16 protein-coding genes and 1 pseudogene are annotated in these 18,288 nt (G+C 56.3%); 9 read left to right on the forward strand and 8 right to left on the reverse strand.

Annotated features, from left to right (window positions below):
• Positions 1-2: 2 nt before the first annotated feature.
• The 5 genes from ACO6VX_RS01810 to yeiP all read right to left on the reverse strand — a co-directional run bounded on the left by ACO6VX_RS01810 (position 3) and on the right by yeiP (position 5,246).
• Positions 3-1,565, reverse strand: coding sequence for a cyclic di-GMP phosphodiesterase (locus ACO6VX_RS01810; RefSeq protein WP_064690236.1), 1,563 nt, complete (start codon positions 1,563-1,565; stop codon positions 3-5).
• Between the two features lie 222 nt (positions 1,566-1,787).
• Entirely contained in the window at positions 1,788-2,363 is a 576-nt protein-coding gene (gene mepS / locus ACO6VX_RS01815; RefSeq protein ID WP_010248316.1) for a bifunctional murein DD-endopeptidase/murein LD-carboxypeptidase, read from the reverse strand.
• A 512-nt stretch (positions 2,364-2,875) separates the two neighbouring features.
• Complete coding sequence (locus ACO6VX_RS01820) at positions 2,876-3,583, reverse strand: phosphatase PAP2 family protein (RefSeq protein WP_010671014.1); 708 nt, start codon at positions 3,581-3,583, stop codon at positions 2,876-2,878.
• A gap of 45 nt (positions 3,584-3,628) precedes the next feature.
• On the reverse strand, positions 3,629-4,597 hold the full coding sequence (locus ACO6VX_RS01825) for a CobW family GTP-binding protein (RefSeq protein ID WP_422457518.1): 969 nt from the start codon (positions 4,595-4,597) through the stop codon (positions 3,629-3,631).
• A 76-nt stretch (positions 4,598-4,673) separates the two neighbouring features.
• Entirely contained in the window at positions 4,674-5,246 is a 573-nt protein-coding gene (yeiP, locus tag ACO6VX_RS01830) for an elongation factor P-like protein YeiP (protein ID WP_003854146.1), read from the reverse strand.
• Positions 5,247-5,589: 343 nt separating this feature from the next.
• Here yeiP and ACO6VX_RS01835 point away from each other — a divergent pair, with 343 nt between their 5' ends.
• Positions 5,590-5,844 carry a YkgJ family cysteine cluster protein gene (locus ACO6VX_RS01835; RefSeq protein ID WP_031292689.1) on the forward strand — a complete coding sequence of 85 codons (255 nt, stop codon included), beginning with the start codon at positions 5,590-5,592 and terminating at the stop codon, positions 5,842-5,844.
• A gap of 39 nt (positions 5,845-5,883) precedes the next feature.
• Here the strand turns inward: ACO6VX_RS01835 and ACO6VX_RS01840 are convergent.
• Positions 5,884-6,120, reverse strand: a pseudogene (locus ACO6VX_RS01840) (twitching motility protein PilT); the annotation flags it as partial.
• 312 nt (positions 6,121-6,432) lie between these two features.
• Between ACO6VX_RS01840 and fruB the strand changes: the two are divergent.
• Genes fruB through fruA form a run of 3 tightly spaced genes read left to right on the forward strand, consistent with a single transcriptional unit; the run spans position 6,433 to position 10,227 of the window.
• Positions 6,433-7,563 (forward strand): fused PTS fructose transporter subunit IIA/HPr protein, encoded by a 1,131-nt coding sequence (gene fruB / locus ACO6VX_RS01845; protein WP_422457520.1) that lies wholly within the window; start codon positions 6,433-6,435, stop codon positions 7,561-7,563.
• Complete coding sequence (gene fruK, locus ACO6VX_RS01850) at positions 7,560-8,498, forward strand: 1-phosphofructokinase (RefSeq protein WP_010248301.1); 939 nt, start codon at positions 7,560-7,562, stop codon at positions 8,496-8,498. Before fruB ends, fruK begins: the two co-directional genes overlap by 4 nt.
• A 16-nt stretch (positions 8,499-8,514) precedes the next feature.
• On the forward strand, positions 8,515-10,227 hold the full coding sequence (fruA, locus tag ACO6VX_RS01855; protein WP_422457521.1) for a PTS fructose transporter subunit IIBC: 1,713 nt from the start codon (positions 8,515-8,517) through the stop codon (positions 10,225-10,227).
• Positions 10,228-11,118: 891 nt separating this feature from the next.
• Here fruA and nfo read toward each other — a convergent pair.
• The gene (gene nfo / locus ACO6VX_RS01860; protein ID WP_010671008.1) at positions 11,119-11,964 is read right to left on the reverse strand and encodes a deoxyribonuclease IV; all 846 of its coding nucleotides are present in this window, start codon (positions 11,962-11,964) and stop codon (positions 11,119-11,121) included.
• A gap of 51 nt (positions 11,965-12,015) precedes the next feature.
• Complete coding sequence (locus ACO6VX_RS01865; protein WP_124890132.1) at positions 12,016-13,071, reverse strand: YeiH family protein; 1,056 nt, start codon at positions 13,069-13,071, stop codon at positions 12,016-12,018.
• A gap of 106 nt (positions 13,072-13,177) precedes the next feature.
• Here ACO6VX_RS01865 and ACO6VX_RS01870 point away from each other — a divergent pair, with 106 nt between their 5' ends.
• The 5 genes from ACO6VX_RS01870 (at position 13,178) to ACO6VX_RS01890 (ending at position 18,085) form a co-directional block, all read left to right on the forward strand.
• A complete protein-coding gene (locus ACO6VX_RS01870; RefSeq protein ID WP_010248287.1) occupies positions 13,178-13,552 on the forward strand; it encodes a YkvA family protein in 375 nt (124 codons plus the stop codon).
• Positions 13,553-13,561: 9 nt separating this feature from the next.
• Entirely contained in the window at positions 13,562-14,428 is an 867-nt protein-coding gene (yieE, locus tag ACO6VX_RS01875; RefSeq protein ID WP_010248285.1) for a DNA-binding transcriptional regulator YeiE, read from the forward strand.
• Positions 14,429-14,545: 117 nt separating this feature from the next.
• Positions 14,546-16,012 carry an amino acid permease gene (locus ACO6VX_RS01880; RefSeq protein ID WP_022625044.1) on the forward strand — a complete coding sequence of 489 codons (1,467 nt, stop codon included), beginning with the start codon at positions 14,546-14,548 and terminating at the stop codon, positions 16,010-16,012.
• A 208-nt stretch (positions 16,013-16,220) separates the two neighbouring features.
• Positions 16,221-17,297, forward strand: coding sequence for a FecCD family ABC transporter permease (locus tag ACO6VX_RS01885; protein WP_010248280.1), 1,077 nt, complete (start codon positions 16,221-16,223; stop codon positions 17,295-17,297).
• Positions 17,297-18,085: an ABC transporter ATP-binding protein gene (locus ACO6VX_RS01890; protein ID WP_010248276.1), complete on the forward strand. Its 789-nt coding sequence runs from the start codon at positions 17,297-17,299 to the stop codon at positions 18,083-18,085. Before ACO6VX_RS01885 ends, ACO6VX_RS01890 begins: the two co-directional genes overlap by 1 nt.
• Positions 18,086-18,288 lie beyond the last annotated feature (203 nt).

Raw genomic sequence — 18,288 nt, forward strand, 5'->3', positions numbered from 1 at the left:
TGTCAGGCGTTATGACGCCGGAAATAGTCTATCAGCGTTTCCGGCCGCAGCGGACGGCTAAAGATGTAACCCTGCAGATGGGTCACACCGCGGTTAATCAGCCAGGCAGCCTGCTCGCCGGTTTCTACCCCTTCGGCCACACTTTTCAGGTTCAGCTTCTTCGCCAGCTGCAGCACGGTATCGAGCACCGGCGAGGTCAGGCTATCCGTACCGATACTCTGAACAAAACCGCGATCGATTTTCAGATAATCAAAGTCATAACGTTCCAGATAGATCAGCGCGCTGTGACCGGTACCGAAATCATCAATGGCGATATGGATCTGCTGCTGATGCAGCCAGTCAAACAGTTCTCCGACATTTTCGTCGCGCACCATGGCTCGCTCGGTGATCTCAAACACGTAAGTAAAGTGGTCCGCAGGCATAGTATCAAGCCAGCGCAGCACATCCTGACGGAAACCGCTGTCAGCCAGATGCAGGGGCGAAATGTTGAGGCTGAGGCAGGCATGACGGGGAATGGTATGACACAGCAGGTGGGCATCACGGGAAACCAGCTGAAACAGATGTCGGGTCAGGGGAATAATCAGGTTCTGCGCCTCGGCATAGTGAATAAACACATCGGGCGGAATCGGGCCTTTCGTCGGGTGGGTCCAGCGCAGTAACGCTTCCATCCCATACGGCTGACCATCATGGGAGGTGACCAGCGGCTGATATTCGACGTGAAATTCACCGCGCTTCATGCCCCGAATCAGCTCTTTACCAGGGCGCTGATAAACCGACAACAGCAGCCAGCAAGCGCCTGAAACCAGCAGCGACAGTAGCAGGCCGCTCAGCAGGATATTCTGATAATCGCTGAACGCCAGAGTGGAACCGTACAACACAAACTGCAGCGGATAGCCTGTCAGCGTCTGCCGGTGCAGCGGCGTCGGCAGGTTTTTATTCTGCATGACGACGGATTGCCAGCTGGTTAAGGCACTGCGTTGTGCCACCAGTGCCATACCGGTGATTTCCGGATGCCCGGACGCCAGCAGCTGATAGGGTGCCAGGGTAATATTCAGCGTCGCGAAAACGCCTGACTGCAGGCTGCCGGGATTTTTGATCCACAACGCCAGCGCCGGTTTATTGGGCTGCAACGGCGTGCCCGGCATCAGCTGCAGATCGATATCACGCGAAATATCACTCAGGGGCGCAATTACATTGAGCGGCAGATTAAAACTGCCGGTGGCCGAGGAGCAAAAGGCATTACCTTCTTTAACCAGCAGGATGGCACGAAGATTTCCGGCAAAGGCGGCGCGTGAGGTAAGTTCACGATTGATGGTATTGCAGGCAGTGTGGGTAAACGGAAGCAGGGGACTGAGAGTACTGTTAATCAGGCTGGAGAGCGTTTGCTGCAATGCCGTGCGGCTGTTCTCCAGCAGTTGCTGATGCTGTCGTTCGCGCTTCTGCCAGGTCTGGTGAAGCGAGAGTGCAGCAAATAACAGAAAGAATAAGCCGCCAGCCATCGCACTACTCCATGCGATACGGCGAGGATAGGTGGCATGGCGCCGTAGCGCCCCCGACAGTGGCATGAGGAGCTTCCCCTAATCAAATTATTATTATGTTATTGCGCACGACGGCTTCGGTTTAAGCGACCGAGAATATAACGAGACGGCGGGAAATGTCTTGCTATTAATCTGAATCAGAATGCTTTTGTCTTATATAACTGCTGGTAAAAATGATTAAAGGCGAAAAAAAACGCTGCATAAGCAGCGTTTCATGTTCTCTGGCTGAGAGAAGATCGAAAGTGGTTATCAGGTCGGGTTACGACTTAATACACGGCGTCCTTCACGGTAGCGCTTTTTCCAGTAATCATCATTCAGACTGGAGATCATCACGCCACTGCTGGTCGAGGCATGAACGAAGTTATCGTTGCCAAGATAGATGCCAACGTGACGGCCCGTAGAGCCTGCACGGAACATCACCAGATCGCCGGGACGCAGTTTACTGCGGGTAATCTCTTTACCGGTGTCCTGCTGCTGCGAGGTAGAACGCGGTAATTCTAAGCCAAACTGATCGCGGAAGGTGCGTTGTACAAAGGCGGAACAATCGATCCCGCGTTTGGTATCGCCACCGAGGCGATAGCGCACACCTTTCCAGACGGCGTATTGTTCCATGATGCGCGACTTAACGTCGACATTACGCACCATTTCTTCAAACTCATCCTGAGACGCCTGAAGTAAAAAACCATTGTGGTTGTTAACTTCATGATTCTCGTTATTCGCGTTTTGACTGCTATGGGTACTGCTACAAGCTGAGAGGAGTGTTGCCAGCGCCACTGCGGGCACGATCCGCAAGATATATCTCAGTATTGGTTGAGACTTGACCATTATTCGGGTTTTCCTTCGATTTCCTTACGACAAGATTGTCGCCAGCCAGATGACAAAACAGGGAGATTAATAAGCGAAACAGACTAAGACAAATCCTTAATTACTAAAATGTGTTAATGGACACATTTTAACGGTAAAAAATCCGAATTTTCTGCCGCTTTTGCCTCACTGCGACTGAGGTTAACTGATTACAGACGCCGTGGCGAGTGCTTTTAATCAATTTCATATAGGTTTTTTTGATGTGAAATCAAACCGTAACACACTGACTACTTTAGCTACAATTGTGGTCAAATGATGGTGAGAACAGGGAGTTAAAGGGGGGCTAATTCGGGGCATAGCCGCTATTTTTAGAGTTTTCTTTATTGACAGAGGATATTGGCGACTATTTAACCTGCCAGCTGGGTCATAACCTTTTCTTTTCGTGAATTTAATTAGCAGGCTAATAGTGATGGGGTGTTTTTTATAAGCACGGGCGGTTCAAACCAGGGGTTTAAATCGCCCGCGCTTAACATTTACGTCACGGGCTTATATTTACCCGGCAATTTGCGATAAAACCAGTTAACCAATACGTCACTGGCTGGCGTTAATAGCCACCAGCTCAGACCCACTAATACCACCGACATTGAACCGACGGCAACATCGGTAAACCAGTGCGCACCGGCCATGATGCGTGGCAGTGAAAATATCACCACAATAGCCGTGGCAATTAAAAAGCGGCTGAAACCAAAATAACGCCAGATAAAGCAGGCGAAAATGATCAGCATCATACCGTGGTCGCCAGGGAAGCTATCTTTTGAAGCATCTTTTGCGGGAATACCGGTCAGTTCACTGACGCGATGCACGTTCTCGAAGAACAGTGTCGGACTGGAGTGTTTAACCGGCAATAAATGGCCCAACTGATTGAGAACGACGGCGGTCAGCAGCATGGTGATGCCGATTGCCAGCATCCGGCGCTGCGCCTGTGGCGTTTCGCGCCGCCAGATCGACAGGTAAAGCAGACCCATCGCCAGCAATGACACCGCATCAAAACCACGGTAATTCGTGATAGCGACGATCAGCGCGAACAGCGGATGGGTCACCATCTGGCTATTGAAGCCAAAGAAAATAGATTTATCGACGCCGAACCAGAAGCCATGTTCCGGGGGCAGATACCATGACAGAAATAGCACCACGCCCAGTGCATTAAGCAGCAGGATAGTAATAAGGCGAGTTACGCGCATAGTTAAACTCATTATTATTAAAAATAACCGCCGACAATACCTCTGTCAGCGTAAACGGCACTTCAACAATGCCGATTGTAGTCGATTCCAGTCAGCCTGTTGAGAATGAATGAGCTCAATACGGCTATCTGATGGCGGTGAGGGGTGTGTTTCACTCTGCAGCTCATTTGCATGGCGATTGATACGCAGAGCGCCTTCTTTCGTGCGCATCACTCCTTTAACGCGATCTACAGGCGCCTGCCGAACCCAGTTCAGCAGCGTGCCGCTGTCGAACAGCGTATCACCATCAAACAGCCAGCCGCAGGCGCTATAACCCTGGCCGTGGTTCAGCGCCCGACGCCAGCGCGCCTCGCCATTCAGTCGCAACGCCGCCAGACCGCTGGTGGGACCCGACGAATGATGGTGCTGCGGCACGGGAAGTTCGCGCGGCTGCCGGGGGTTATCCAGCAGAGAAAGGGGGATCTGACCAAATTCTGTCTCTATCAGAGGGCGCGCAGGCTGCATCTGCTGCTGCCAGTCAGCCAGGCGCTGACGATCCGCCTGATCCCAGCAGTCGCGCTTATTAGCGATAATAAGGTCGGCGGCAGCCAGCTGATCGCGGAAGTTTTCATTGGCAACGATACGAGGATTGGCCAGCTGACGCGCATCCAGCAGCGTCAGTGTGGCATTCAGTTGCAGCCACGACTGATAGACGGGCGCACTCAACATCTCCAGCACCTGACGAGGATGGCCCAGGCCGGTTGGCTCGATCAGCAGCCGATCGGGTTTACTCTTCAGCAGCATATTCAGCCCGACCTGCATCGGCAGGCCATTCACACAGCACAGGCAGCCGCCGGGGATCTCTTTCAGCGTGGCACCGCGATCGGCCAGCAGGGTGCCGTCGATCCCGATCTCGCCAAATTCATTTACCAGCACCGCCCAGTTTTCCCCGGACGGCCTGGCAGCCAGCAGATGGCAGAGCAGCGTGGTTTTGCCGCTGCCCAAAAAACCGGTAATCAGATTAACGCGTGTCATGGGGGAGACTCCTGCCGGGGAATAACGTGATAATGTAATAATATAACACTATCACGATCGGCAGCAGGCTTCTGATTTAGTCTGCGCGGCCCATATAGCGGCGTTCAGCAATGTGGATGCGGATGCGGTCACCGTTGCTGAGGTATTCCGGTACCTGGATCGAGAGGCCTGTACTCATACCGGCGGGTTTGGTACGGGCGCTGGCGGAAGCACCTTTAATGCCTGGTGAGGTATCCACAATCTCCATATCCACGGTTTGTGGCAGTTCCAGCGCCAGCACCTGACCTTCCATCGTCAGCACGTGAATGCCAGGGATACCGCCTTCGGGGATAAACAGCAGCTCCTCTTCAATCTGCTCCTGTTTAAAGGAGTAGGGGGTGTAATCCTCATCATCCATAAAAATATATTCGTCACCATCTATATAAGAGAAGGTCACGCTGCGACGGCTGAGCGAAATCGCATCAATAATCTCGTCGCCTTTGAAGCGCTCTTCCACTTTTAAACCGGTGCGAACATCGGTAAAGCGCATTTTATACAGGGTGGCGGCACCGCGTGCGCTGGGGCTCTGGACATCAATATCTTTAACCAGCAGCAGTTTACCGTTGTGCGTGACGGCCATCCCTTTTTTGATTTCATTGGCTTTTGGCATTGCTGTTCTCGCTATCTTGAGAGTGAAGTGCGCGCAACGTTACTCGCGCCGATGAAAACTGGCAATATCACCGGCGTGAAATTTTGTCTCAGGCCGCGGCTTTCATGGCAATTGCCGCCCCGGACTGCTATTGTCGCCGCGACTTTCTCTGCCGGGGCACAGCATGCAATGCCGTAGCCAGGGCGGTGCCTGTTGCACAGCGCGCGCTATTTCTTCACCGATTTCTGACATGGGTGACAGTGAACGATTTAAGCAGGAAGTTAAGAGCTGAAGGGTGAGGTGTCGCTCCCTCTGAGGTTCTGTTACTGTCTGTTGTATCCTGAAGGTCGCGTGAGAGGTGTTAATGCAGTGTCGTATTGATTGTGGAGCCTGCTGCATCGCGCCGTCAATCTCCAGCCCCATCCCCGGAATGCCGCAGGGTAAACCCGCGAATGTCCGCTGCATTCAGTTATCGGATGAAAATTTGTGCATGATTTTCGGTTCAGATTTAAGGCCGAAAGTATGCGGAAGTCTGCAACCTTCAGTTGATATGTGTCTTACAGACCGTACCTCAGCCATGACCTACCTGATTGAGCTTGAAGCCAGCACTCGTGCCTGAGAACCCTCCCACCGCTTAGATTTAATCCCGCGTCAGCGGTTAGCTGACCCACTCTTCCAGCTGCAATCCGGGTACCCGTTCTAACTCGCGTGTGTTATTGGTCACCAGAATAGCCCTGGCCGCAATGGCATGCCCGGCAATCGCGGTGTCGTTGGGACCAATGGGCGTTCCGGCAGCAGCCAGCGCCGCTTTGATTTCAGTGGTTGCATCTACCGCTGCGCGATCCCATGAAAGTACAGCATCAGGACGTGCGCAGAATGCATCCACCAATTGCAAACGTATCTGCTGTAAACCGAAGCGGATACCGCGCCATCAGGCGCTGACGCTGCTGAAGTTTTTCGGTCCACCCATTCTCACTTTACAGCAGCAGCGTCAGCCTGTTCGCCCGCTAATCACCTAAACCTGCCCGAAATGTGCGTAACGTCAAAAATCTGCTACGCCGTTTGCGCATTTTCTTGCCTGGCGAAAGCGGCTGTACCACAATCCCTGAAACGTTTCAGCGGTGACTGCGCCATCTGTTTTCCTCAGCATGGCGTAAAATCTTTCCCACTAGCTGAAACGATTCAATCTCAGCAAGCGAGGAGAATTATGTTCCAGCTCGAATTGCAGGCCATCCATACCGGAGCCAGCGCCCAGAATAAAGAAGAGGCCATTCGTCAGGTTGCTGCCGCGTTAACCGCGGCGGGCAATGTGACCGAAGGATACGTCAACGGCATGCTGGCGCGCGAACAGCAGACCTCAACCTTTCTTGGCAACGGCATCGCAATCCCTCATGGCACCACCGATACCCGCGATCTGGTGCTGAAAACCGGCGTTCAGGTTTTCCAGTTTCCGCAGGGCATTGCCTGGGGTGACGATCAGACAGCCTATGTTGCCATCGGGATTGCCGCTAAGTCGGATGAACATCTGGCGCTGCTGCGTCAGCTGACCTATGTGCTGAGCGATGACACCATTGCAGAACAGCTAAAAACCGCCTCTGCTGAAGATCTTCGTGCGTTGCTGATGGGCGAGAAACAAGCCGCTGAATTCAGCTTCGACACCTCATTAATCACGCTCAACGTGGCTGCCAGTGATCTGATCACCTTACAGGCGATGAACGCCGGTCGGCTGCAGTCCGCTGGTGTGGTGGATGCCAGCTACGTCGCAGACGTGGTTTCAACGCCTCCGCTGAATCTGGGTCAGGGCATCTGGCTCAGCGACAGCAGCCTCGGCAACCTGCGCAGCGGCGTGGCTATCAGCCGCGCTGAACATGCCTTCGACCATCAGGGCGAATCGGCTGCGATGTTAATCAGCGTTTCGGCGACCGATGAACGTCCGCTGGAAGTGCTGGGTTACCTCAGCGCATTGCTGCAGCAGGGCAAAGCGGATCGTCTGTTGAAAGCGGATGCTGCAGGCGTTTACGCACTGCTCACCAGCGAAGTCGATGAGCAGGCTGACGTGCTGACGGCTGAATTTACCATTCGCAACGAACACGGCCTGCACGCCCGTCCGGGCACGGCGCTGGTTAGCGTGATCAAGCAGTTCAACAGCGACATTACCGTGACCAATCTCGACGGCAGCGGCAAACCCGCTAATGGCCGCAGCCTGATGAAAGTGGTTGCGCTGGGCGTGAAGAAAGGCCATCGCCTGCGCTTCACCGCCAGCGGTGAAGATGCACAGCAGGCGCTGAACGCGATTGAAGAAGCGATCACCAGTGGTCTGGGTGAGGGGGCATCATGAGCAGACGCGTCGCCACCATTACGCTGAACCCGGCGTATGACCTGGTGGGTTATACCCCTGAAATTGAACGTGGCGAAGTTAACCTGGTGAAAACCACCGGGCTGCATGCTGCGGGCAAGGGCATCAACGTAGCCAAAGTACTTAAGGATCTGGGTATCGATGTCACCGTCGGTGGCTTCATGGGGAAAGAGAATCAGGACGGTTTCCAGCAGTTGTTCAGTGAGCTGGGCATAGCCAACCGTTTCCATGTCGTGCCTGGCCGTACCCGTATCAACGTTAAACTCACTGAACAGACCGGTGACGTCACCGATCTGAATTTCTCCGGTTTTCAGGTGACGGCGCAGGACTGGGATCGTTTTACTACCGATTCTCTGACCTGGCTGGGCCAGTTCGATATGGTCTGCGTCAGCGGTAGCCTGCCTGAGGGCGTCGACCACGATGCCTTTACCCGCTGGATGACCGAACTTCGCACCCACTGCCCATGCATCATCTTTGACAGCAGCCGCGAGGCGCTGGTGGCAGGACTGAAGGCGGCACCGTGGCTGGTTAAACCTAACCGCCGTGAGCTGGAAATCTGGGCCGGTCGCAAACTGCCAACCCTGCAGGATGTGATTGGCGCTGCGCACGAACTGCGCGAGCAGGGTATCGCCCATGTGGTGATTTCGCTGGGCGCAGAAGGCGCTCTGTGGGTCAACGCTTCTGGCGAATGGATCGCTAAACCGCCGGTGTGCGAAGTGGTCAGCACCGTGGGTGCAGGCGACTCAATGGTTGGCGGCCTGATTTATGGCCTGCTGATGCGCGAATCCAGCGAACACACGCTGCGTCTTGCGACTGCTGTGGCGGCGATGGCCGTCAGCCAGAGCAATGTTGGCGTTTCCGATCGTACTCAGTTGGCCGCAATGATGGCGCGCGTCGACTTACAACCCGTTAACTGACAGCAGGAGAGCGATAATGAAAACGCTGCTGATTAAAGACCCTACGCTGGGACTGGCTTCCGCATATATGGCGCAACAACGTCTGGCGGCCGCCGCCGCTGCGGCGGGCCTGACCCTGACTGATAATCCTGCCGACGCTGAGCTGGCGATTGTGCTGGGCAAAAACGTGCCGGACGATGCGGCGCTGAACGGCAAAGCGGTCTGGCTGGGCGATATCCAGCTGGCAGTACGTGAGCCAGAAACCTTCCTGAACCGCGCGAAAGCAGAAGCGAAAACCTGGCAGGCAACGGCTGCGGTAGCAACGCCTGCAGCAGGCGCACCTGCTGCACCGGCTCAGGCTGGCGCGCAGAAACGCGTCGTCGCGGTGACCGCCTGTCCGACCGGCGTGGCGCATACCTTTATGGCTGCCGAGGCCATTCAGGCTGAAGCGACCCGTCGCGGCTGGTGGGTGAAAGTTGAAACCCGTGGTTCAGTGGGCGCCGGTAACGCGATCACTCCGGAAGAAGTCGCTGCCGCCGATCTGGTGATCGTCGCAGCTGATATCGAAGTCGATCTGGCGAAATTTGCCGGTAAGCCGATGTACCGTACCTCAACCGGTCTGGCGCTGAAGAAAACCGCGCAGGAGCTGGATAAAGCGGTAGCAGAAGCGAAGCCGTATAAAGCGGCGGCTGGCGGACAGAACAATAGCAGTGAAGAAGAGAAGAAAGGCGGAGCAGGGGCTTATCGTCATCTGCTGACCGGTGTTTCTTACATGCTGCCGATGGTGGTCGCAGGTGGTCTGAGCATCGCGCTGTCGTTTGCCTTTGGTATCACGGCGTTTAAAGAGCAGGGCACGCTGGCTGCGGCGCTGATGCAAATTGGTGGTGGCAGCGCCTTTGCCCTGATGGTGCCGGTGCTGGCGGGCTTTATCGCCTTCTCCATCGCTGATCGTCCGGGTCTGACGCCGGGTCTGATTGGCGGTATGATCGCCACCAGCATTAACGCAGGTTTCTTAGGCGGAATTATCGCGGGCTTTATTGCCGGTTATGCGGCGAAGCTGATCAGCGGCAAAGTTAAACTGCCGCAGAGTATGGAAGCGCTGAAACCGATACTGATTATTCCCCTGTTCGCCAGTCTGATCACCGGTCTGCTGATGATCTACGTAGTGGGTAAACCGGTTGCTGGCATCATGAACGGCCTGACGCACTGGCTGGCCAACATGGGAACGGCGAATGCGGTCCTGCTGGGTGCCATTCTGGGCGGCATGATGTGTACCGATATGGGCGGTCCGGTAAACAAAGTGGCTTACGCGTTTGGCGTCGGCTTACTGAGTTCGCAGACCTATGCGCCAATGGCTGCCATTATGGCAGCCGGTATGGTGCCACCGCTGGCGATGGGGCTGGCGACGCTGGTTGCCCGTCGTAAATTCAATAAAGGTCAGCAGGAAGGCGGTAAAGCGGCACTGGTTCTGGGTCTCTGCTTTATCTCTGAAGGCGCGATTCCGTTCGCTGCCCGTGACCCGATGCGCGTTCTGCCTTGCTGTATCGTTGGCGGTGCAACCACCGGCGCGATCTCCATGGCGATTGGCGCAAAACTGATGGCTCCGCACGGTGGACTGTTCGTGCTGCTGATCCCTGGCGCGATTACCCCGATTATCGGCTATCTGATGGCGATCATCATCGGTACTGCGATTGCGGGTCTGAGCTATGCGGTACTGAAACGTCCGGAAGAGCAGCTGGTGAAAGCCTGATTTGCAGAAGTGCATAATCTGCTGAAGTGAAAATAACAGGGAGCCGGATGGCTCCCTGTTTGCTTTTACAGACGGTTCCCGAAGCCAAAGCGACGGGAGCATACGCCTGGAGTAAAGCATCGCGGGCCATGGACAAAAAGCCGGGAGCGTTTTTGAACAACGCAAAGCGTTGGCCCGGCTGCGGGCGCACCTCAGGGATGAGGTGCGTAATCGCCCGCGCTGCGCCTGCCAGGGATGGCGTTTTTTTGCGTCTTTACGGAAGGCGTATGCTCCCTGAGCCAGCGTTCTCTCTAAATGAAAAGGGAGCATGCCAGCCAGTTAAGCGACAGGTGATAACGCAGTCTGGTGCCGATCAGGGGCTGGCGGTCCTCGCGCCGCTGCGCGGTTCCTTCACGTCATTCCTCTGCCTGACGGACCGCCGGGGATGGCACATCCTGTGCCGCCCCGCCTTTCGCCCGCGTCCTGCGGGCTCTCCTGGCAGACTCATTCTGTTCAGCGCTGCGGATTGCCTGCTCCTGATCGCCACCGTCCTGCTCTGAAGCTTCTGGTGCGTACTGTTAAAAAGGGCACGAGAGTGGAGGCCTGCGCACCTCTGCTGCTGAAAGGGCTATCCGCAGCGCTGAGGCGTGACGGTGGGCCAGAAGTCCACGCCGGGAAGCGTGGACAGTTCGGGGCCGGCCAGGGAGGGCCGATCCCCGAACGGTTCGTCGGCACGACGTCAAAGCCGAAGGTACCGCGTGAGCGGCGCGAGGACGGCCCGGCAGCAGCAGAGGTGCGCAGGCCCGCACTGCGGCTCGCTCGCACTGACAAAAAAGCGGCCACGTTTGACCGTGACAGCCTTTACAAATCTAATCTTAACTGACCAGCATTAAGCCAGCTGGCTCCCTTTTACTATCCCTGCTGTTCGGCTTTCAGCCAGGCAATCTCATCTTTCCAGATATCGGGATTAATGGTTTCCAGAATCAACGGGATGCCATCAAACCGCGGATCTTTCATCAGCCAGCTAAACGCTGTTTTGCCGATATTGCCTTCACCCAGGCTGTGATGGCGGTCAACGCGACTGTCGAAGGCGCTTTTGGCATCGTTAAGGTGCATGCCGCGCAGATAGTTAAAGCCGACAATGCGCTCAAACTCGGCGAAGGTCGCTTCGCAATCCGCTTCGGTACGCAGGTCATAGCCACCGGCAAACGCATGGCAGGTATCAATACAGACGCCGACACGCGACTTATCTTCAACATGCTCAATAATGGTGGCGAGATGCTCGAAGCGGAAACCCAGATTACTGCCCTGACCGGCGGTATTCTCAATGACGGCGGTGACGTTCTGGCTCTGGTCGAGAGCGATGTTGATCGACTCCGCAATCCGCTTCAGACAAGCCTCCTCATCAATCTGATGCAGATGGCTGCCCGGATGGAAGTTCAGCAAAGTCAGGCCGAGCTGGTCGGCACGTCGCAGCTCATCAATAAAAGCGGCGCGGGATTTCTCCAGCGCCTCTTCAACCGGATGACCCAGGTTTATCAGGAAACTGTCGTGCGGCAGGATTTGCTGCGGACCGAATTTGTACGTCTCGCAGGCGGCGCGAAAAGCATCAATCACCTCAGTCGAGAGCGGGGCAGCCTTCCACTGACGTTGATTTTTAGTAAAGAGCGCGAAGGCGGTGGCTTCTATTTCATGGGCGCGGATCACTGCCTGATCCACGCCACCTGCCGCACTCACGTGTGCGCCAATATATTTCATGCCTTTCTCCTGGGGCTGTGCACGGATGAGACGGCATGATACCCGATGCCGCTAGCCCATGAAATGTTGCACCAGCAGATTGATTGCACCGCCGCCCGCGATTAACCAGACAAACACCAGCGCACCCAGCAGCAGCGGTTTAACGCCTGCCTCACGCAATGCCCCGAAACGGGTGGTCAATCCCAGCGCCGCCATCGCCATCGCCAGCAGCAGACCCGCCAGCTGATTCAGCGTCGCCACCACCATGGCAGGCAGCAGCTGCAGCGAGTTAAACAGTGCAACACCGATAAACAGCAGGGCGAACCAGGGAAACGTCACAGTCTGGCGCGCGTTGCTCCCTTGACGTTTACCGCGTATCACGGCGCTCAGGCAGAGCAGAAAGGGAGCCAGCATCATTACCCGCAGCATTTTGGCAATGACCGCGCTGTTCTCGGCTTCCGGGCTGATGCTGTGTCCGGCGGCCACCACCTGCGCCACTTCATGGATGGTTGAGCCGGTAAAAATCCCGAACTGCGCCGCACTGAGATCCGGGAACAGCTCATGCGCCAGCGGCCACAGCAGCGGATAGATAAAAATCGCCAGCGTGCCGAACAGCACCACGGTCGCGATAGCCACCGCAACTTTCGACGGCGCGGCTTTGACTACCGGCTCGGTCGCCAGTACAGCCGCAGCACCGCAGATACTGCTGCCCGCACCTATCAGCCAGACGGTATCGCGATCCAGCTTCAGCAGCCGCATGCCCAGCAGGCAGGTTATCAGGAAGGTACTGGTCAGGGTCAGCGCATCAATCAGGATGCCGCTGAAACCGACGTCAGCAATTTGTTGTAAAGTAATGCGAAAGCCAAACAGGATGATCCCCAGCCGCAGCAGTTTCTGCTTAGCCAGCAGCACGCCGTTGTCGCAGCGTGACGCCAGCGGCGAATAGATGCTGTTACCGACCAGGATGCCCAGCATAATCGCCAGAGTCAGTGAACCCAGCCCCAGCGCGGCAATCATCGGTTGCTGCGCCAGCCAGCTGGCTGCCCCGGCAATCACGGCGGTCAGCAGCAGACCCGGGATCCAGAGCGGAACGGGATGATGCGGTTTAGCGATGCTCAGTTCAGTCATGGTGGTCACTCCTCCTGGTTGAGACCCGATCATGACGGCGACTGGCTTAAAAGTGAAATTGATAATATATTTATAATTAACCAGAATAAACGATAAGGCAGCAATCATGATAGTTTCGCGTCTGCGCCGCTGGGCGACGCTGATCAAAAGAGATGTGTTTGTGCTGGGGTTTGCCTTCCGCGATCCCCGCACACCCTGGTGGAACAAGCTGGGGATGCTGGGGCTGGTCGCCTATGGCATCAGCCCGATCGATATCATTCCTGATGTGATCCCCTTTGTCGGTCTGCTGGATGACGCGGTGATTATCCCGACGGGCGTCATGGTGCTGCTGCGTTTACTGCCGCGAGAGGTGCGCATCAGCAGCAGCGAGCGGGCGCAGTCTCAACGTTCGCGTGGCAAAAAGATTGCAGGCTGGCTGGTGGCGATAGGGCTGATCTGGCTGGCATTAATCATTTACCTGGTCAGGCAGTCACTGAGTTAAGAGGCAACGATGCACATTACGCTGCGGCAAATTGAAGTTTTCACCGAAGTGCTTAAGAGCGGTTCCACCACTCAGGCTTCGCAACTGCTGGCGCTGTCGCAGTCGGCGGTGAGTGCAGCGCTGGCCGATCTGGAGAGTCAGCTCGGCGTGCAACTGTTTGACCGCGTCGGCAAACGGCTGGTGCTGAATGAGCATGGACGGCTGCTCTATCCTCGTGCAGTAGGGCTGCTGGAGCAGGCGGGCGAAATCGAGCAGCTGTTTAAAGAGGATAACGGCGCGATCCGCATCTTTGCCAGCAGCACCATCGGTAACTATCTGCTGCCAGGCATGATGGCCGCTTATCGTCGCGATTTTCCCCGCCTGCCGCTGGAGCTGAGTGTCGGCAACAGTCAGGATGTGATTCAGGCGGTTTCCGATTTCCGCGTCGATGTCGGATTAATTGAAGGGCCGTGCCATATGACCGAGCTGGTCAGTGAACCCTGGCTCGAAGATGAACTGGTGGTGTTTGCCGCGCCAGATGCGGCGATTCTGCAACAGCCGGTGACGCTGCAAACCCTGGCTGACGCCCCGTGGATCCTGCGCGAACGCGGCTCCGGCACCCGTGAAATTGTCGATTATCTTCTGCTGTCGCATCTGCCGAGTTTTCAGCTGGGCATGGAACTGGGCAATTCCGAGGCGATTAAACATGCGGTGCGGCACGGCATGGGCATCAGCTGTCTTTCGCGCCGGGTGATTGCCGATTTGCTGGAGGCGGGCACGCTGGTTGAACTGACGATTCCGCTGCCGCGTCTTATCCGCACGCTCTATCGCATCCACCACCGGCAGAAGCATATTTCCAAAGCACTGACGCGGTTTTTTTCCTATTGTCGCGAGTAATTACTAATAATTCCGGCGCGATCATGAAGTTAACTAATAACAGGTTGGCATTCGCTATACAGAGGCGATCTGGCTGCTACAATCGCGCCTCATTTTTACCCAGCGTAGCGTTAACACATGCATAATGACTCAAATACAACACAACAACCTGCATTACGACGTGCGTTAAAAGCCCGTCACCTGACGATGATCGCCATCGGCGGCTCCATTGGTACCGGCCTGTTTGTCGCCTCCGGTGCCACCATCGCTCAGGCTGGCCCCGGCGGAGCACTGCTCTCCTATATCCTCATCGGCCTGATGGTCTACTTCCTGATGACCAGCCTCGGCGAACTGGCTGCGTTCATGCCGGTATCGGGTTCCTTCGCCACCTACGGCGCGAAATATGTCGAAGAGGGCTTTGGTTTCGCACTCGGCTGGAACTACTGGTACAACTGGGCGGTGACCATCGCGGTTGACCTGGTAGCGTCCCAGCTGGTGATGAACTACTGGTTCCCCGACACGCCTGGCTGGATCTGGAGCGCGCTGTTCCTGGGGCTGATGTTCCTGCTCAACTACATTTCGGTCAAAGGCTTTGGCGAGGCGGAATACTGGTTCTCGCTGATTAAAGTGGCCACCGTGATTATCTTTATCATCGTTGGCGTGCTGATGATCACCGGCATTATGCGCGGTGCTGAACATGCGGGCTGGCAGAACTGGCAGGTGGGCGACGCGCCGTTTGCGGGCGGCTTTGCGGCGATGATTGGGGTGGCGATGATTGTGGGATTCTCCTTCCAGGGCACCGAGCTGATCGGTATCGCGGCGGGCGAATCTGAAGATCCGGCGAAAAATATTCCGCGCGCTGTGCGGCAGATTTTCTGGCGTATCCTGCTGTTCTATGTGTTCGCTATCCTGATTATCAGCCTGATCCTGCCATACACCGATCCGCAGTTGCTGCACAATGATATCGACGATATCAGCGTCAGCCCGTTCACCCTGGTGTTCCAGAACGCCGGTCTGCTCTCTGCCGCCGCCGTCATGAATGCGGTGATCCTGACGGCTGTGCTGTCAGCGGGTAACTCCGGGATGTATGCGTCAACGCGTATGCTTTATAACCTGGCCAGCGAAGGTAAAGCGCCACGGATTTTCGCGAAGCTCTCAAAGGGCGGCGTGCCGCGTAATGCCCTGTGGGCCACCACCGTGGTGGCCGGACTGTGCTTCCTGACCTCAAAATTTGGTAATCAGGAAGTCTATCTGTGGCTGCTGAATACCTCAGGCATGACCGGGTTTATTGCCTGGCTGGGTATTGCCATCAGTCACTATCGCTTCCGTCGGGGCTATGTGGCCCAGGGACGTGACCTGAACGATCTGCCTTACCGTTCCGGCTTCTTCCCGCTGGGTCCGATTTTCGCCTTTGTGCTCTGCCTGATCATCACGCTGGGTCAGAACTACCAGGCATTCCTTAACGACAGCATCGACTGGTATGGCGTGGCGGCAACCTATATCGGCATTCCGCTGTTCCTGATTATCTGGTTCGGCTACAAGCTGACGCGCGGCAGCCGTTTCGTTAAGTACAGCGAAATGGAGTTTCCGGTTCACAAAGATTAACTCTGCGTCATCGCCCACGCTGAGCCCGCCAGGGATGGCGGGTTCTGCGTCATTGCGAAAGGCGCAGGCTCCCTGAGCCATTGTCCCGCCTGCAACACCGTTTTTTACTGTTTTTTCACGTCTCGCTTATGTTCTCGAATTGATAATTATTATCACCTGCACTATTGTGGCTGCGTTTTCTGACGTGATAGCCACACAGGGTTCAAACATGACTACCGAAACTTCGCTGCTGGCGGGGGAAGAGACGCTTCACCACACCATGCAGAACTATCATCAGGTGCTGCGCCGCCGCTTAATCTGGATTGGCGTGCTGCTGCTGGCGATACTCGCCTCGCTGATCCTCGACTTCACGCTGGGTCCGGCGGGACTCTCACTTGAAACGCTGTGGAATACGCTGCTCAGCCCCGAGAGCGTCGATGCCGGCACGCGCGTCATTGTCTGGGACATTCGTCTGCCCTATGCGCTGATGGCGCTGGTGGTGGGGCTGTCGCTGGGTCTGGCGGGCGCGGAAATGCAGACCATCCTGAATAACCCGCTGGCCAGTCCGTTTACCCTCGGTGTCTCATCGGCGGCGGCGTTTGGCGCCGCGCTGGCGATCATCCTCGGCGTGGGTATTCCCGGCATTCCCGATCAGTGGTTAATTTCTGCCAACGCCTTTGTCTTTGCTCTGTTTGCCGCGCTGATGCTGGATGCCGTGACCCGCTGGACTCAGGTCTCTTCGGCGGGCGTGGTGCTGTTCGGTATCGCGCTGGTCTTCACCTTTAACGCCCTGGTATCCATGATGCAGTTCATCGCCAGCGAAGATACCCTGCAGGGCCTGGTGTTCTGGACCATGGGCAGCCTGGCGCGCGCCTCCTGGGAAAAGCTGGGCGTGCTGAGCGTGGCGCTGGCCATTCTGGTACCGTTTTCAATGATGAGCAGCTGGAAGCTGACGGCGCTGCGTCTGGGCGAAGACCGCGCGGTAAGCTTTGGCATTGACGTGCGTCGTCTGCGCCTGACTACGTTACTGCGCATCAGTATCCTCTCTGCCCTGGCGGTCGCGTTTGTCGGCCCGATCGGTTTCATTGGGCTGGTCGCACCCCATATCGCCCGCATGATGTTTGGTGAAGATCACCGTTTCTATCTGCCTGCCAGTGCGCTGGTTGGCGCGCTGGTGCTGTCGCTGGCGTCGGTCGCCTCGAAAAACCTGCTCCCCGGTGTAATCATCCCGGTTGGCATTGTCACCTCACTGATTGGTGTGCCGTTCTTCCTGAGTATTATTCTGCGTCATCGGGGGACGGTATGATGGAACAGGGTCTGACGTTACGCGGCTTCAGTGCCGGGTACCCAAAAAATAAAGTCATTGATAATCTTAATATCGCGCCGCTGCCGCGCGGCGAGATCACTGTGCTGCTGGGGCCGAATGGCTGTGGTAAATCGACGCTGCTGCGTGCACTGGCCGGTCTGAATAAAGGCCAGGGCGAGATGTGGCTCAACGGTGAGGATCTCATGACCCAGCCGTTTGCCCGGCGTGCGAAGAACGTGGTTTATCTGCCGCAGTCGCTGCCTGCGGGCGTACATCTGCATGTGCTGGAGTCGATCATCGTGGCGCAGCGTGCCTCCGGTGGTCTGCACAGCGCCAGCAGCGAAGCGGAAATCATGCATCTGCTGGAACAACTGGGCATTGCCCATCTGGCGATGCGATATCTCGATCAGCTCTCCGGCGGACAGAAACAGCTGGTCGGGCTGGCGCAGTCACTGATCCGTCGCCCTAAGCTGCTGCTGCTGGATGAACCGCTGAGCGCGCTGGATCTCAACTACCAGTTTCACGTGATGGATCTGGTGCGGCGCGAAACCGCTCAGCGTAACATCGTGACGGTGGTAGTGGTGCATGACATCAATATTGCACTGCGTCATGCGCAACATGCGCTGATGCTGAAGCAGGGCGCGCTGGTGGCGGAAGGGCAGCCGGATAAGGTGATCACGCCTGCCACTCTGGCAAAGGTGTATGGCGTCGATGGTCGTATCGAACACTGCTCGCGTGGTATCCCGCAGGTGATGATCGACGGGCTGACCGGCCCGGCACTGGTCTGATATTGAGGAGGCGTCCGGTAGGGCGCTGAGCATCACTGTTCTGAGAAAGGAATTTTACAGGGCAGGCTGGCAGGACGCTGGCTCTGTGACAGAGCGTTAGCCAGCAGAGCAGGCATAAAAGTTCAGGGCCGCGATTGCGGCCCTGATTGTTTACGCCAGCAGAGCAGGCATAAAAGTTCAGGGCCGCGATTGCGGCCCTGATT

Source organism: Pantoea sp. BJFS-204 (genome assembly GCF_049310725.1).
GTDB classification, from domain to species: domain Bacteria; phylum Pseudomonadota; class Gammaproteobacteria; order Enterobacterales; family Enterobacteriaceae; genus Pantoea; species Pantoea agglomerans.